At 64.8% G+C, this 14970-nt stretch carries 13 protein-coding genes and 1 pseudogene; 11 read left to right on the top strand and 3 right to left on the bottom strand.

The window, feature by feature from the left end:
• The first annotated feature begins 12 nt into the window (after positions 1–12).
• The 6 genes from ccmE to GGD62_RS18445 all read left to right on the top strand — a co-directional run bounded on the left by ccmE (position 13) and on the right by GGD62_RS18445 (position 7209).
• On the top strand, positions 13–540 hold the full coding sequence (gene ccmE / locus GGD62_RS18470) for a cytochrome c maturation protein CcmE (protein ID WP_028143008.1): 528 nt from the start codon (positions 13–15) through the stop codon (positions 538–540).
• Positions 537–2519, top strand: coding sequence for a heme lyase CcmF/NrfE family subunit (locus tag GGD62_RS18465; RefSeq protein ID WP_183709370.1), 1983 nt, complete (start codon positions 537–539; stop codon positions 2517–2519). Before ccmE ends, GGD62_RS18465 begins: the two co-directional genes overlap by 4 nt.
• A gap of 4 nt (positions 2520–2523) precedes the next feature.
• Positions 2524–3006, top strand: a complete 483-nt coding sequence (locus tag GGD62_RS18460; RefSeq protein ID WP_183709368.1) for a cytochrome c-type biogenesis protein — start codon at positions 2524–2526, stop codon at positions 3004–3006.
• 105 nt (positions 3007–3111) lie between these two features.
• Positions 3112–4455: a methyl-accepting chemotaxis protein gene (locus tag GGD62_RS18455; RefSeq protein ID WP_183237420.1), complete on the top strand. Its 1344-nt coding sequence runs from the start codon at positions 3112–3114 to the stop codon at positions 4453–4455.
• A gap of 221 nt (positions 4456–4676) precedes the next feature.
• Positions 4677–6254: a Do family serine endopeptidase gene (locus GGD62_RS18450; protein WP_183709366.1), complete on the top strand. Its 1578-nt coding sequence runs from the start codon at positions 4677–4679 to the stop codon at positions 6252–6254.
• Positions 6255–6528: 274 nt separating this feature from the next.
• On the top strand, positions 6529–7209 hold the full coding sequence (locus tag GGD62_RS18445; protein WP_038947105.1) for a response regulator transcription factor: 681 nt from the start codon (positions 6529–6531) through the stop codon (positions 7207–7209).
• Between the two features lie 96 nt (positions 7210–7305).
• Here GGD62_RS18445 and GGD62_RS18440 read toward each other — a convergent pair whose 3' ends face one another.
• The 3 genes from GGD62_RS18440 to GGD62_RS18430 form a co-directional block, all read right to left on the bottom strand.
• Entirely contained in the window at positions 7306–7542 is a 237-nt protein-coding gene (locus GGD62_RS18440) for a helix-turn-helix domain-containing protein (RefSeq protein WP_179734115.1), read from the bottom strand.
• A gap of 823 nt (positions 7543–8365) precedes the next feature.
• A complete protein-coding gene (locus GGD62_RS18435) occupies positions 8366–9187 on the bottom strand; it encodes an SDR family NAD(P)-dependent oxidoreductase (RefSeq protein ID WP_183709364.1) in 822 nt (273 codons plus the stop codon).
• A 22-nt stretch (positions 9188–9209) separates the two neighbouring features.
• Positions 9210–10043: a MurR/RpiR family transcriptional regulator gene (locus GGD62_RS18430; protein ID WP_183237423.1), complete on the bottom strand. Its 834-nt coding sequence runs from the start codon at positions 10041–10043 to the stop codon at positions 9210–9212.
• A gap of 83 nt (positions 10044–10126) precedes the next feature.
• Here GGD62_RS18430 and GGD62_RS41855 point away from each other — a divergent pair.
• The 5 genes and pseudogenes from GGD62_RS41855 (at position 10127) to GGD62_RS18405 (ending at position 14970) form a co-directional block, all read left to right on the top strand.
• A pseudogene (locus tag GGD62_RS41855) lies at positions 10127–11473 on the top strand (ABC transporter substrate-binding protein).
• A 91-nt stretch (positions 11474–11564) separates the two neighbouring features.
• Positions 11565–12485: a branched-chain amino acid ABC transporter permease gene (locus tag GGD62_RS18420; RefSeq protein ID WP_183237424.1), complete on the top strand. Its 921-nt coding sequence runs from the start codon at positions 11565–11567 to the stop codon at positions 12483–12485.
• A 3-nt stretch (positions 12486–12488) separates the two neighbouring features.
• Positions 12489–13532: a branched-chain amino acid ABC transporter permease gene (locus GGD62_RS18415; protein WP_183237425.1), complete on the top strand. Its 1044-nt coding sequence runs from the start codon at positions 12489–12491 to the stop codon at positions 13530–13532.
• The gene (locus GGD62_RS18410; protein ID WP_183237426.1) at positions 13529–14272 is read left to right on the top strand and encodes an ABC transporter ATP-binding protein; all 744 of its coding nucleotides are present in this window, start codon (positions 13529–13531) and stop codon (positions 14270–14272) included. The genes GGD62_RS18415 and GGD62_RS18410 overlap by 4 nt, the downstream gene beginning before the upstream one ends.
• A complete protein-coding gene (locus GGD62_RS18405; RefSeq protein WP_183237427.1) occupies positions 14269–14970 on the top strand; it encodes an ABC transporter ATP-binding protein in 702 nt (233 codons plus the stop codon). Before GGD62_RS18410 ends, GGD62_RS18405 begins: the two co-directional genes overlap by 4 nt.

The following is a 14970-nucleotide window of genomic DNA, read 5'->3' as shown; positions in this document are numbered from 1 at the left end:
AACGGATACGCCATGACGCGCAAGCAGCGACGTATGACCATCATCGGCGGCTCGCTCGCCGTGCTCGCGCTCGCGGCCGCGCTGGTGCTCAATGCACTTCGCGACTCCATCGTGTTCTTCTCGACGCCGACCATGGTCGCCGAGAAGCACGTCGAGCCAGGCAAGCGGTTTCGCCTCGGTGGACTGGTGCAGCCCGGCTCGCTCCAGCGCGGCGACAATCTCGCGGTGACCTTCGAGGTTGCCGACGGCAATGCCAAGCTGCCGGTGGCCTACAAGGGCATCCTGCCCGACCTGTTCCGCGAGGGGCAGGGCGTCGTCGCTGAAGGCGCGCTCGACGCCCATGGCGTGTTCAAGGCCGATACGGTGCTTGCCAAGCACGACGAGACCTACATGCCCAAGGACGTCGCCGACGCCCTGAAGAAGCAGGGGCACTGGAAGGACGATTACGGCGGCAAGCCGTCTGATAGCGGCAAGACGTCTGACGCGGGCAAGCCCGCGGCGACGACCGCGCAGGGCAATCCGCAGGGAGCAATGCGGTGATCGCAGAATCCGGACATTACGCGCTGGTGCTGGCACTTGGGCTCGCACTAATCCAGTCGATCGTGCCCCTGATCGGCGCGCGCCTGAACGATGCCGCGCTGATGAATGTGGCGCGCTCCACGGCGCTGGCGCAGCTGCTGTTCGTCGGTGCCTCGTTCGTTGCTCTCGTGATGCTGCACGTGAACTCGGACTTCTCCGTCGCCAACGTCTACGAGAACTCCCACTCGATGAAGCCGCTGCTCTACAAGATCACCGGCGTCTGGGGAAACCATGAAGGCTCGATGCTGTTGTGGGTGTCGATCCTCGCGCTGTTCGGCGGACTGGTCGCCGTGTTCGGCAACAATCTGCCGCTGTCGCTGCGCGCGCACGTGCTCGCCGTGCAGGCGTGGGTCGCCAGCGCCTTTTACCTCTTCATCCTCGTGACATCGAACCCGTTCCTGCGCATCGCCACCCCGCCGGTCGAGGGCCGCGATCTCAATCCGGTGCTCCAGGACATCGGGCTCGCCGTGCATCCGCCGATGCTCTATCTCGGTTATGTCGGCTTTTCGATCTCGTTCTCCTTCGCGATCGCGGCGCTGATGGAGGGCCGGATCGATGCGGCCTGGGCGCGCTGGGTGCGTCCGTGGACGCTGGTCGCCTGGATATTCCTGACGCTCGGCATCGCCATGGGCTCGTACTGGGCCTATTACGAGCTCGGCTGGGGCGGCTGGTGGTTCTGGGATCCGGTCGAGAACGCCTCGCTGATGCCGTGGCTCTCCGGCACCGCGCTGCTGCATTCGGCCCTGGTGATGGAGAAGCGCAACGCGCTGAAGGTCTGGACCATCCTGCTCTCGATCCTGACCTTCTCGCTGTCACTGCTCGGCACCTTCCTGGTGCGCTCGGGCGTCATCACCTCGGTGCACGCCTTCGCCACCGATCCCACCCGTGGCGTGTTCATCCTGCTGATCCTCTGCCTGTTCATTGGCGGCAGCCTGGCCCTGTTCGCGGGCCGCGCCACGTCGTTGAAGCAGGGCGGCCTGTTCGCGCCGATCTCGCGCGAGGGTGCGCTGGTGCTGAACAATCTGCTGCTCACGGTCGCCTGCGCGGTCGTGCTGTTCGGCACGCTCTATCCGCTCGCGATGGAAATGCTCGCCGACTTCAAGATGTCGGTCGGTGCGCCCTTCTACAATCTCACCTTCGCGCCGCTGTTTACCCTGTTGCTGCTTGCCGTGCCGTTCGGGCCGATGCTGGCGTGGAAGCGCGGCGATCTGCTCGGCGTGACGCAGCGCCTGTTAGCTGCGGGCGTTGCCGGGCTCGTCGCCGTCGCCATCGCCTGGGGCTGGGCCAGCGGGGGCAGCACGCTGGCGCCGCTCGCGATCGGGCTTGGCATCTTCGTCATCGGCGGCGCGGTCACCGACATCGTCGAACGGACCGGCTTCGTGCGGCTGCCGTTCGCAACGGTGCTGCACCGGGCGCGCGGCATGCCGCGCTCGGCCTGGGGCACGGCGTTCGCGCATGCCGGCCTCGGCGTCGCGCTGATCGGGATCGTCTGCGAAACCACCTGGAATAGCGAATATATCGCGACCATGAAGCAGAACGACGTCGCCCACATCGCCGGCTTCGACGTGAAGCTCGACGGGTTGCTGCAGCGTCAGGGCCCGAATTACCGCGAGATGATCGCCGAGTTCAACGTCGGCCTCGATGGCAAGCCGCTCAGCGTCATGACGCCCTCCAAGCGCAGCTTCACCACCCGCGGCTCCTCGACCACCGAGGCCGCGCTACTGACGCGCGGCGCGAGCCAGCTCTACATTTCGCTCGGCGAGGCCAATGCCGAGGGCGCCATCGCCGTGCGGATCTATCACAAGCCGCTGGTGCTGCTGATCTGGTGGGGGCCGGTGCTGATGGCGTTCGGTGGCGTGCTGTCGCTGTCCGACCGGCGCCTGCGGGTCGGCGCGCCGAAGCCGGCGCGGGCCAAGCAGCGCCTCCAGCCGGCGGAGTGATCCGATGCGCCGGATGATGGCCGCGTTCGTCCTGCTGATGCTGCTGGCCTTGCCGGCGGCCCACGCCGTGCAGCCCGACGAGATCATGCCGGATCCCGCCAAGGAAGCCCGCGCGCGGGAACTGTCGCGCGAGCTGCGCTGCATGGTCTGCCAGAACCAGTCGATCGATGATTCCGATGCGCCGCTGGCGCGCGACCTGCGGCTCCTGGTGCGCGAGCGCATCGGCGCCGGCGACAGCAACTCGCAGGTGCTCGACTTCCTGGTCGCGCGCTATGGCGAGTTCGTGCTGCTGAAACCACGCTTCGAACGTCAGACCCTGCTGCTGTGGCTGCTCGGGCCGCTGCTGCTGATCGGCGGCGGCGTGGCGCTTTGGCTGCAAATCCGGCGTCGTGCGCGCAGTGGTGCAGACGTACCTGCTTCGCCGCTCACTGCGGACGAACAGGCGCGGCTCGCCGCGTTGATGTCCGATGATGCGAAGTCGTCCTAGGCTACGTAATGATACTTAGGCCGTTTGGCGCAGCTTGTTTCATGCTCTGTTGACCTTTGTCTGGAAGCTTGTCGCAAGATTCGATTCCAGCCTTTGAGTCCCCCCATGTTCGCGAACAGCAATCTGACGATCCGCTTCCTGGTCGGCGCCGTCGTCACTGCATTATTGTTTCTGCTGGGCATCGGCGGCGGTACCGGCTTCATCGCGGTGCTCTATCTCAACAACGAGATCACCAGCCTGTCGGCGGACTTCGCCGCGCTGAGCGGCCCTGCGCGCGACCACGCCATGCAGATCTACCAGCAGGCGCAGACTGCGTTCTCCTATTTCCTGATGGCCTGCGGCGTGATCGCCGTCGTCGCCGTCGCGATCTGCTTCACCACCTGGTTCGCCGTGCGCAACGGCATCCTCAGTCCGCTGGCCGCGATCGTGCACGCCATGCGCGAGGTCGCCGACCAGAAATTCCAGACATCGGTTCCGGGGCTTGGCCGCACCAACGAGATCGGCTTGCTCGCCGGTGCGCTGGAGGTCTTCAAGACCAACGGGCTCGAGCGGCGCCATCTCACCGAGCAGCAGCTGCGCGAAGCCCAGCACCAGGCCGAGCGATCGAAATTCCTGGACGACCGGATCAAGCGCTTCAACGATCTCGTCGCCAGCGTCGTCGACAGCGTGGCCTCATCGGCCGTGCATCTGAAGAGCAACGCCGAGACGCTGTCGCGGACCGCCAACGACACCAGCACCAAGGCCAATGCAGTCGCGAGCGCGGCGAGCCAGGCCAGCGCCAGCGTGCAGACGGTCGCAGGTTCTGCCGAGGAGATGACGAACTCGATCGGCACGATCAGCCGCCGCGTCACCGACGCGACCCAGCGCGCCGAGGGCGCAGCGTCCCAGGCGGAGAAGAGCCGCGACACCATCCACACGCTGTCGGATGCCGCCGACAAGATCGGCGAGGTCGTGCAGCTCGTGCAGGCGATCGCATCGCAGACCAATCTGCTGGCGCTGAACGCCACCATCGAGGCGGCGCGGGCAGGGGAGGCCGGCAAGGGGTTTGCGGTGGTCGCCTCCGAGGTGAAGAATCTGGCGCACCAGACCAGCAAGGCGACGGAGGAGATCACCTCTCATGTCGCCAGCATTCAGGGCATCACCGCGGAGACGCGCGGCGCGATCGACGGCATTTCCAAGACGCTGTCGGAGATCTCGTCCATCATGTCCGGCATCGAGGTCGATACCGCCCAGCAGCGCAACGCCACGCAGGAGATCACGCGCAGCGCCCAGAACGCCGCGCACGGAACGCTCGACGTCTCCAACCATATCGTCCAGATCACCTCGACCTCCGCACAGACCGGTCGCATGGCCGCCGAGGCGCGGGATTCCGCGGTCGACCTGTCGCAGCAGGCCGCGACCCTGAAGCGCGAGGTCGACGAGTTCATCGTCAGCGTCAGGGCAAGCTGAGCGCGCCAAAACGCGCCTGCGACGCCATCACGGGAACTCGGTTAAGTTCCTGTGAGGCCACAATTTTCGGTCTGCGCTGAACTGCCGCATCGGACCTGGCCCTTCATTACAAAAGTTTAACCCCGCCGCCAGCGCACGGTAAGGCGGGAGCCCCCATCTTCAGGACCGTAAGGTGCCGCCATCGGGCACCAAATGGATTTCAAGGCCCTGGAGATCTCCGCATGACCGACCGTCCCGACCTCTCGAACCTTCCGTCCTACCGGCAGCCGCGCCGGTCGGTGTTTTCCGCGCGCAAGTTCGCGCTGATGGCCTCGGTCGTCGCCGGTCTCGGCGCGGCCGTCTATGGCTTCAGCCCCTCGACCTCGCCGGCCGACCTGTTCTCGACCCCGGCGCATGCGCAGGTCAACAACGAGGTCCGCAAGGTCGAACGCCCGGTCGGTTTCGCCGACATCGTCGAGCGTGTGAAGCCGTCGGTGATCTCGGTGAAGGTCAACATCAAGGAGAAGACCGCGAGCAACGACGACGGCGATGATTCCTCCTCGCCGTTCCAGCCGGGCTCGCCGATGGAGCGCTTCTTCCGCCGCTTTGGCGGTCCGGATGGTTTCCCGGGCCTGAAGGGCGGCCGTGGCCGCGTCGTGCAGGGTCAGGGCTCGGGCTTCTTCATCTCGGCTGACGGCTTTGCCGTGACCAACAACCACGTGGTCGACGGCGCCGACAAGGTCGAGGTCACCACCGATGACGGCAAGACCTACACCGCCAAGGTGATCGGCACCGACCAGCGCACCGACCTCGCTTTGATCAAGGTCGAGGGCAGCTCGAACTTCCCGTTCGCCAAGCTCGCCGACGCCAAGCCGCGGATCGGCGACTGGGTGCTCGCGGTCGGCAATCCGTTCGGCCTCGGCGGCACCGTGACCGCGGGCATCGTCTCGGCGAGCGGCCGCGACATCGGCAACGGTCCGTACGACGATTTCATCCAGATCGACGCGCCCGTGAACAAGGGCAATTCCGGCGGTCCCGCTTTCGACACCAACGGCGAAGTGATGGGCGTCAACACCGCCATCTACTCGCCCTCGGGCGGCAGCGTCGGCATCGCGTTCTCGATTCCCGCGAGCACCGTGAAGAGCGTGGTCGCCCAGCTCAAGGACAAGGGCTCGGTCAGCCGCGGCTGGATCGGCGTGCAGATTCAGCCTGTCACCTCCGACATCGCCGAGAGCCTCGGCATGAAGAAGGCCGAAGGCGCGCTGGTGGCGGAGCCGCAAGCGAACGGTCCGGCCGCGAAGGCCGGCATCGAGTCCGGCGACGTGATCACGGCGGTCAATGGCGAGGCGGTCAAGGACGCCCGCGAGCTTGCCCGCACCATCGGCGGCATGGCACCCGGTGCGACCGTGAAGCTCAACGTGCTGCACAAGGGCCAGGACAAGGTCGTGAACATGACGCTCGGCCAATTGCCGAACACGGTCGAGGCCAAGGCCGATAACGACAATGACAGCGGCAAGGGTGCGAGCAAGGGCACCGACGTGCCCAAGCTCGGCATGACCGTTGCGCCCGCCAATTCGGTAGCCGGCGCCGGCAAGGAAGGCGTCGTGGTCACCGAAGTCGATCCGAAGAGCGCCGCGGCCGAGCGCGGCTTCAAGGAAGGCGACGTGATTCTCGAAGTCGGCGGCAAGAGCGTGGCCACCGCCGGCGAAGTTCGCGATGCCATCAACATGGCGCGGACCGACAACAAGAACAGCGTCCTGATGCGCGTGAAGAGCGGCGGCCAGTCGCGCTTCGTCGCGGTGCCCCTCGCCAAGGGCTGAGGCTTCAGGAGGCCTACGAGATGAAGGGTGTCGCCGGCATCAGTCGCCCCCGCCGACGGCGCCCTTCTGGGAAGCAGCGCAACGTTCGCTTCCCCTGTCTACCTTCCGGTGGAATTACGCCCCCCTCCGTCGGAAGGCCTAGGGCGGTGAAGTCCCCCCAGCTTCACCGCCCGCCTTTTTCTCGATGCCAGAGTCTCCCCCTCGGCTTGCATGCGATTGCCGCTCGCGCCATGTTTAGAGAAGGTTGACCTCCTTGACCGCCGCCGAACGCACGATGCGCCTCCTCATCATTGAAGACGACCGCGAATCCGCCGACTACCTCGTGAAGGCGTTTCGCGAAGTCGGACACATTGCCGACCACGCCGCCGACGGCGAGGAAGGCCTCGCCATGGCTGAGAACGGCGATTACGACGTGCTGGTGGTCGACCGCATGCTGCCCAAGCGCGACGGCCTGTCGCTGATCGGTGCGCTGCGCGACCAGGACAACACGACGCCGGTGCTGATTCTCTCCGCGCTCGGACAGGTCGACGACCGCATCAAGGGCCTGCGCGCCGGCGGCGACGACTATCTGCCAAAACCCTATTCCTTCGCCGAGCTGCTGGCCCGGGTCGAGGTGCTGTCGCGCCGCCGCGGGGGACCTGCCGAGGACACGCTCTACCGCGTCGGCGATCTCGAGCTCGACCGGCTCTCCCATCGCGTCGCCCGCGGCAAGGACGAGCTGACGCTGCAGCCGCGCGAATTCCGCCTGCTCGAATATCTGATGAAGCATGCCGGCCAGGTGGTGACGCGCACCATGCTGCTCGAGAACGTCTGGGACTATCATTTCGATCCGCAGACCAACGTGATCGACGTGCACATTTCGCGGCTGCGCTCCAAGATCGACAAGGGCTTCGAGCGGCCGCTGCTGCACACGATCCGCGGCGCCGGGTACATGATCCGTGACGGAATAAGATAAGATGCGGTACCTACTGCAGTTCTTCAGTGGGCTTGGTTCTTGATTGCCAATTTCTTACCGAATCCTTTTGCCGTTGGCTCAAAATAGAAGCCCCGCCTAAGCGGGGCTTTCTACAATCGGCTTCCGGGCGTCGGGCAGTGTTCCCAGCCACACTCTCAAATCTTCGGGCAAGATGATCGTGCGCCTCCCGTGCTTCTTAGCCCTAAGTTTGCCGGCGCTGATCGCTTCGCGAATGGAAGTCAATCCGATCCCGGTGAGGGCGCTTGCCTCCTCAGGTGACACCGCGAATCGTTCCGAGAGCGGTACCTCACCCTTCTGTCCGAATTCGTTCATCTCAAAGCTCGATCTTTTGCGGAGTCACGACAGTGTGGCGGATCCAATCGGCTTACGCTTCGACCTATGTTGCCAACGCTGGTGCCTGCTTGGTTCGCCTACAGTGCGGTTGACGGCCATGAAGCACTGCAAACATTATTTCTGTTGGTGGCTCAACACCAAGGAAAGCAAACTTGCTGCACCGTGCGCCTAGATCGCGATGGATACGTCATCCTGATACGGCTCGCCGCTACTACGTCGAACGGATCATATTCGTGTTATCATCGCATCTGTCGAGCTAAATCATCGTCAGCGTGGCAGCCCATTGTGCGGAGGTGCATTGCGAACTTCGCGGCACCACGTCAAATTCCCCTGTAAGGAACACCAGCACACACTTCGAGCGCGTCTGAAAACGTTGAACGAAGCAAAATATGCGCCGGCCTTGGCTATGCCGGACACGCACCACTAGCTTTCTTCTTCACCGAAGGTGGTGGACGACCTTTCCGGTAATTGGCTGCAATCGAACATCGATTGCTGGAGTCAGCTCGAACTCTCCAATGATGGATTGGATCGAGAGTTCAAATTTTTCAGTCGGTTAGCGCATGTGCACAGCGTGTTCACCGGGAAATCAAGCAGAAATCCATCAGGGGCAAGCACCGGCAAGTCCTCATTCGAAGCGATGTCCGAAGAGCGGTGGCGTCGGAAACCGGCGCGCCGCAGGAAGCCGACCAGTACTACGACTTAGATCGATCTGGTACGCTCGATGGCAGCGCCTTGGCGCCATACACGCTGATGCTCTGCCACGCAGTGGGCGAATCGCCGAGAGCATCGAGGTTGCACGTGCTCACGCCGGCCACGCCTGCCCGCCACCGTCGATGCGCAGCACCTGACCAGAGATGAAGGCGCCCATCGGCCCGGCGAACAACTCGACCACGCGCGCGACCTCGTCGACGGTCGCGATACGATCGAGCGTGCCGGTCTCGACCATCCTGTCAGGATCGACTGCGCGCGTGCCGAGGAAGCGGCCGGTGCGGGTGTCGCCGGGCGCGATGCAGTTGACAGCGATGTCGTAGGCGCGGAGCTGGTCGGCGAGGCAGCGCGTGTAATGGGTGACGCCCGCTTTCGCCACCGCATAGATCGAGCCGTTGGTGCGCCCCTTGAAGGCGGCGACCGAGCCGAGCGTGACAATGCGGCCGCGCCGCCGCTCCATCATGCCCTTTGCGACCGCCTGGCAGGTCAGGATGATCGAGAGCAAATTGCGCTCGAGCACCGCGCGCACGTCGGCTTCTTTGATGTTGACGGCGTCGTTCGGATCGGGCTTGCCGCCGGCAGCCGCGATATCGCCGCCGGCATTGTGCACGAGGATATCGATCGGGCCGAGCGCGCTTTCTGTCTCGGCGATCACGCGCGCAATGTCCTCGCCCTTGGTGAGATCGCCCAGCATACGCTGGCTGCGTACGCCGAATTGCCGGCTGACTTCCGCGGCGACGGCGGTGAGGATGGTGCCCTCGCCATATTCCGCCGGGCCGTTCTCGCGCATGCCGTGAATGGCGACGTCGGCGCCGAGGGCTGCGAGCTTCTCTGCAAAGGCGCGGCCGAGTCCGCGCCCCGCGCCGGTCACCAGCGCTACTTGGCCTGCCAATACTTTCGCGTCATGTGCAACCATGATCTTCTCCCGTCTTGAAAGCCTAATCTCCCGCGAGATCAAGGCCGATCGCCAGCGCCTGCACCAGGCACATCGGCGCCACCAGCGTCCGCAGCGCCGGCTCGGGCATGTCCTGGATCTCGAATACCACGCTGGCGCTCTCGACGATCGGGCTCAGCAGGCTGTCGGTTATGGAGATTGTAGGCACGCCCCGCGCGACGAGCTCCGGGAACAGCCGTGCCGTGTCGGGATAGTAGTTTCGGAAGCTGATGGCGACCAGCGCATCGTCCGCAGTCGCCGCGTGCGACTGCTCATGAATGCTGCCGCCGACGCCGTCCAGCAGCACGACGCGCCGTCCGAGCTTGCGCAAGACATAGGCGAGGTGGATCGCGACCGGAAACGAGCCGCCGAGGCCGAGCAGATAGATGTCGCGGGCTTTCGCGAGGATCGCCGTCGCTGCCTCGAGGTCGCGCGTGTGCACGGACTGACTGAGCGTCATCAGCGCCGATTGCGCTTCTGAGACGAAGCGTGACAGCACCGCGGCGGGCTGGCGGCCGAGCACTGATTTCTCCTCGCTCTTCATGCGCGCGAGCCGCGCCTTGTAGCTGGGAGCAACGCCGGCGACGAGGCGGGAGCGGAACACCTGCTGCATCTCGGTGAAGCCGCCGAATCCGAGCGCATGGGCAAAGCGCACGATCGCCGAGGGCGGCACGCCCGAGCGCTGCGCGACCTCCGCCACGGTGCCGAGCGCGACATCGGTCGGGTGATCGAGCACGAACTCCGCGATCTGTTGCAGCCGGCCCGACAAGGCGCGGTGCCGCTGCGCAATCTCGCCGCGCAGCTCGTCGTAACTCGTCACTCCCTGGGCCTTGTTCATCGAGTCGGGTCTCCGGATCGGCAAACCTGTTTAACGGCATTTCACGGCTTGGATCAAATATTCTACTTTACTTCACCAGTGGAATGAATATTCTAAGCACACAAAAAAGAGCAAGAACGTCGAAACGGGAGGAAGCGATGAGAGTGCGTCAGATCTCACGGCGAAGCGTTTTGAAAGGCAGCTTGATGGCCAGTGTCCTCGCCGGCACCGGCGGCTTCTTCGGGCCATGGCGGGAGAACCACGTCTGGGCGGAAGGCGCGAAGCCGATCAAGCTCGGCCTGACCTGCGATGCCAGCGGTCAATACGGCAACAGCGGCCAGGATGATTTGCGCGGCATCAAGATGGCGATCGACGAGTTCAACGCCAAAGGCGGCGTGCTCGGCCGTCAGGTCAGTTTCGTCGCCGCAGACACCGAAACCACGCCGGCCACCGGCAGCCGCGTCGCCGAACGCTTCATCACCCGCGAGGACTGCACCATCCTGATCGGCGCGCTGCATTCTGGCGTCGCCAACGCCATCACCCAGGTCGCCAGCAAATACGGCGTGATCTATCTGAACACGAACTCCTCGGCGCCGAGCGAAGCCGGCGAGAACTGCTCGCGCGTCAAGTTCGTCTGGGACGGCAACGGCACCAATTTCTCCAAGGCATCGGTCAAGAACGCGGTCGATTCCATCGGCAAGAACTGGATGCTGCTGACCAACGACTATGTCTGGGGCCACACGACCTCCGCCGCGACCAAGGCGCAGGTCGAGGCTGCGGGCGGCAAGATCATCGACAATCTCCTGGTGCCGCAGAACACGCGCGACTTCACCGCCTATCTGCTGAAGATCCAGCAAGCCAAACCCGACGTTGTGGCGACTGCGATCGGCGGTGACGACATCAAGGCGCTGCGCGAGCAGGTGGCGCAGCTCAAGCTCGACGGCAAGCCGGCCTGGATCAACAACCAGCAGGACTGGCCCGACGTCTGGGGCGCGCCCGATAGCCTGTTCGGCGTGTTCGGCACGACCTGGTACCACAAGCTGCAGCTGCCCGGCGTCGCCGACTTCGTGAAGAAGTAGCAGGCCGCCAACAAGGACGGACCGATCCCGGTGCCCGGCAATGTCTCCTACAACGGATACATGTCGACGCGTGAGCTGCTCCGGGCGATCGAGCGGGCAGGGTCGACCAACAACGTCAAGATCATCAAGGAGCTCGAGAACCTGAAAGTCTCGGCGACCGACCGCATGCAGCATTTCGATGCCTACATGGATCCGGTGACGCATCAGATGCAGCAGACGATCTATCTGGCGCGGCGCAACGCCAAGCTGTCGGACAATACCGATCTCTACGAGATCATCAGCTGGACCGAACCGAAATCGGCCGCCGATGACGCCGCGCCCACCAAGTGCAAGCTCACGCCCTATGAACAGGTGCCGACCGTCGATTCCTGAACAAGGGTCGTCATATCGATAGAAGCGGTGGCGCCACCAGCACGGCGTCACCCGCGCCCGCCTTGGAATGACAATTGCGAGACCAAATACCTTGCTCGACCTCCTTCCGCATCTCGTGAACGGCCTGACTCTCGGCCTGTTGTTCGCGCTGATCGCGCTCGGCTTCATGCTCATCGTCGGGCTGATGGAGCAGATCAATCTGGCGCACGGCTCGTTGTTCGCGCTCGGCGCCTATGTCGCGATGCAGCTCACCGGGCCGCGCCCGCCTTTGCCGCCCGATCTTGCGAAATTGTGGCTCGCGCTGCCGCTCGGCTGGCGCTATGCCGCAACGCTCGTCATTGCGCCCGTCATTGTGAGCCTCGTCGGCATGCTGATCGAGGTCTGCATGCGGCGGACCTATGGCAAGGACCCGCTGTACGGCCTGTTGCTGACCTTCGGCGCGGCGATGGTGATCGAGGAACTGATCCGCCTGGTCTGGGGCACGCGCGACTATGTGCTGCAGGTGCCGTCGGCCATCAATGGCGGCTTCCTGTTCGGCGACCTGATCTGGTCGAGCTATCGCTTCTACGCAGCCGGCATCGCGGTCGGGATCATCGCTCTGGTCTGGGTCCTGATCGAAAAGACCTCGTTCGGCGCGACTGTGAAAGCGGGCGCCCATGATAGCGAGATCGTGCGCGCGCTCGGCATCAATCTGTCGCGGCTGCGGCTGCTGGTGTTCGTGTTCGGCACCATGCTGGCGGCGATCGCCGGCATCATCGTCGCGCCGATCTGGGGCATCCGCCCGCATATGGGCGTCGACGCCGTCATCCCCGCCTTCCTCGTCATCGTACTCGGCGGCGTTGGAAGCTTTTGGGGCGCTGTCGTCGCCGGTCTCCTGGTCGGGCTCTGCGTCGGCCTCGCCGGCGCCTATGCGTCCGAATGGTCGCTGCTATCCATGTACATCCTGCTCGTTGCCGTCGTGACGTTCCGCGCGCGCGGCCTCTGGGGCAAGCAGAGCGTGCTCGAGGTCTAGGGAATGATTGTGGGCTCGACGACCTCATCCGACGCTGCGCGTCTGCTCACGCCGACGATGCTGGTGCTCTGGCTGGTGCTGGCGACGGTGCCGCTCTGGATCACGCGTATCGGGCTTTATCCCTATCTCGGCATTGAGATCCTGATCTGGTCGCTCTATGCGCTGGCCTTCAACCTGGTGCTGGGTACGGCCGGGCTGCCGTCGTTCGGCCACGGCGCCTATTTCGGCATCGGTGCCTATGCCTTCGGGCTCTGCCAGTTCGATGTCGTCGCGAATCTCTGGGTTTGTCTTGCCGCGGCGGCCGTTGTCGCGGGGCTCGCCGGCGCGCTGGTGGCGCTGTTCATCTCGCACCGGCGAGGTATCTATTACGCCTTCATGACGATCGCCTTCGGCCAGATTTTCTGGACGCTTGCGATCAAGTCGCACCGAGTCACCGGCGGCGAGGACGGGCTGCTCAAGATCAAGCGTCTGCCGGCGGATTTTGGCCTGTTGTCGTTCGATCTCACAGATAATGTCGCATTCTTCTATTTCGTGCTCGCGGTGTTCGCGGTCGCCGTCGCGGTGATGTGGCGCCTGGTGCATTCGCCCTATGGCCGCGTGGTTGCGGCCATCCGTCAGAGCGAGGTTCGCGCCGCGCATCTCGGCTACAATGTGTGGCTCTACAAGGCTTCGGTCTTCACCCTGTCGGCTGCGCTGTCAGGCTTTGCCGGCGGCCTGTTCGCGATGGCGCAGCTCGCCGCATTCCCTGATGTCATGAGCCTGCATCAGTCCGGCTACGTCGTGATGATGACGCTGGTCGGCGGTGGCCTAGTCAGCTTCTGGGGTCCAGTGATCGGAGTATTCCTTTTCCTCACCGCCCGCGACGTCATTGGCGCGCTGACCAATGCCTGGATGCTCTATTTCGGCCTTCTGTTCATGGCGATAGTGCTGTTCCGCCCCGAGGGCATCGCCGGGGCGCTCTCGGCGGCCGTGCGCCAGCATTCCCTCAACGCTCTCAGGCGGCGGGGGACGTCGGCCATGCGGCTCCTGGTCGGAGGCGGGCGATGAGCATGATCGAGGCCGCGGGCGTGCATGTCCGCTTCGGCGATCGCGTGGTGCTGGAGAGCATCGATCTCGACGTCGGGGAGGGTGAATTCCACGGCGTGATGGGGCCGAATGGCGCTGGCAAGACCACATTCTTCAACGTCCTCACCGGCCGGGTGAAACCGAGTCGCGGCTCGATCCGGCTCGGCGGCGAGGACGTCACGGGCCTGAGCCCGCATCGCATCGCGGCCAAGGGCATTGCCCGCTCGTTCCAGATCATGACGCTGTTCGACGAATTTTCCGCGCGCGACAACGTCGTGGTCGGCCTGCCGGCGTTTCGCGCGCGGGGGCTCGACGTCGCGCGCGCCGCGGCCGGCGATTGCAGTTTCGCCGATCAAGCGAGCGAAGCGCTCGCCGCCGTCGGGCTTGCGGACAAGGGCGATGTCCGCGCCAGGGATCTCTCCTACGGCGACCGCCGCGCGCTCGAGATAGCGGTCGCGCTGGCACAGGCGCCGCGGGTGCTGTGCCTGGACGAGCCGACCTCCGGCCTCGGCTCAGACGGCGTGCAGCGGCTGGCTGCCCTCGTCGCACGTCTGAAGGGCAAGCTCACTATCGTTGCGATCGAGCACGACATGGAGTTCCTGTTCTCGCTCGCTGACCGCATCTCCGTCATCCACTGGGGCCAGGTGGTGGCGCGCGGCACGCCCCATGAACTGCAGCAGAACGAATGGGTCCGGCGCTCCAATCTCGGGAAATTCGCATGATCCTCGAAGTGGACGGGCTCGATACGTTCTACGGCGAGACCCAGGCGCTGTTCGGCGCCTCGCTCGCCATCGAGCAGGCAAAGGTCTTTGCGCTGCTCGGGCCCAACGGCGCCGGCAAGACCACCATGCTGCGCTCGATCCTCGGGCTGACGCGGCCGCGCCGTGGCGCGGTGCGCTTCGACGGGTACGACGTTACGCGCAACCCGACTCATGAAATCGCGCGCGCCGGCATCGGCTGGGTGCCCGACGACCGGCGGCTGTGCCCAACCCTGTCAGTGGCGCGCAATCTGTCGATCGCGCAGAAGCGCACGCGCTTCCGCAACTGGTCCGTCAAGGAGGCCGCCGCAATCTTCTCGCCGCTCGAATATCTGATGGAGCGAGACTGCGAGAATCTGTCGGGCGGCGAGATGCAGATGGTGGCGATCGCTCGCGCGCTGGTCGGCTCGCCCGGGCTGGTGCTGTTTGACGAGCCGAGCCAGGGGCTGGCGCCGAAGATCGTTGGCGACGTGCTCGCGACGATTCTGCGGATGAAGGACGAGGGCATCGCCTCGCTGGTCGTCGAGCAGAATGCCGAGATCGCGCTGTCGGTCGCCGACCATGCCGCGGTGATCGACCGCGGCCGGATCGTCTGGACCGGGGAGGCCGCCACGCTCCGCGATGATCGCGGGCTTCGTCAGCGCTTGCTGGGAGTGCAATAG

Origin of the sequence: Bradyrhizobium sp. ERR14 (assembly GCF_014198235.1) — a bacterium.
GTDB lineage: Bacteria > Pseudomonadota > Alphaproteobacteria > Rhizobiales > Xanthobacteraceae > Bradyrhizobium.
Note: the sequence above shows the minus strand (reverse complement) of the source record. Positions and strands in the feature narration are given on the sequence as shown.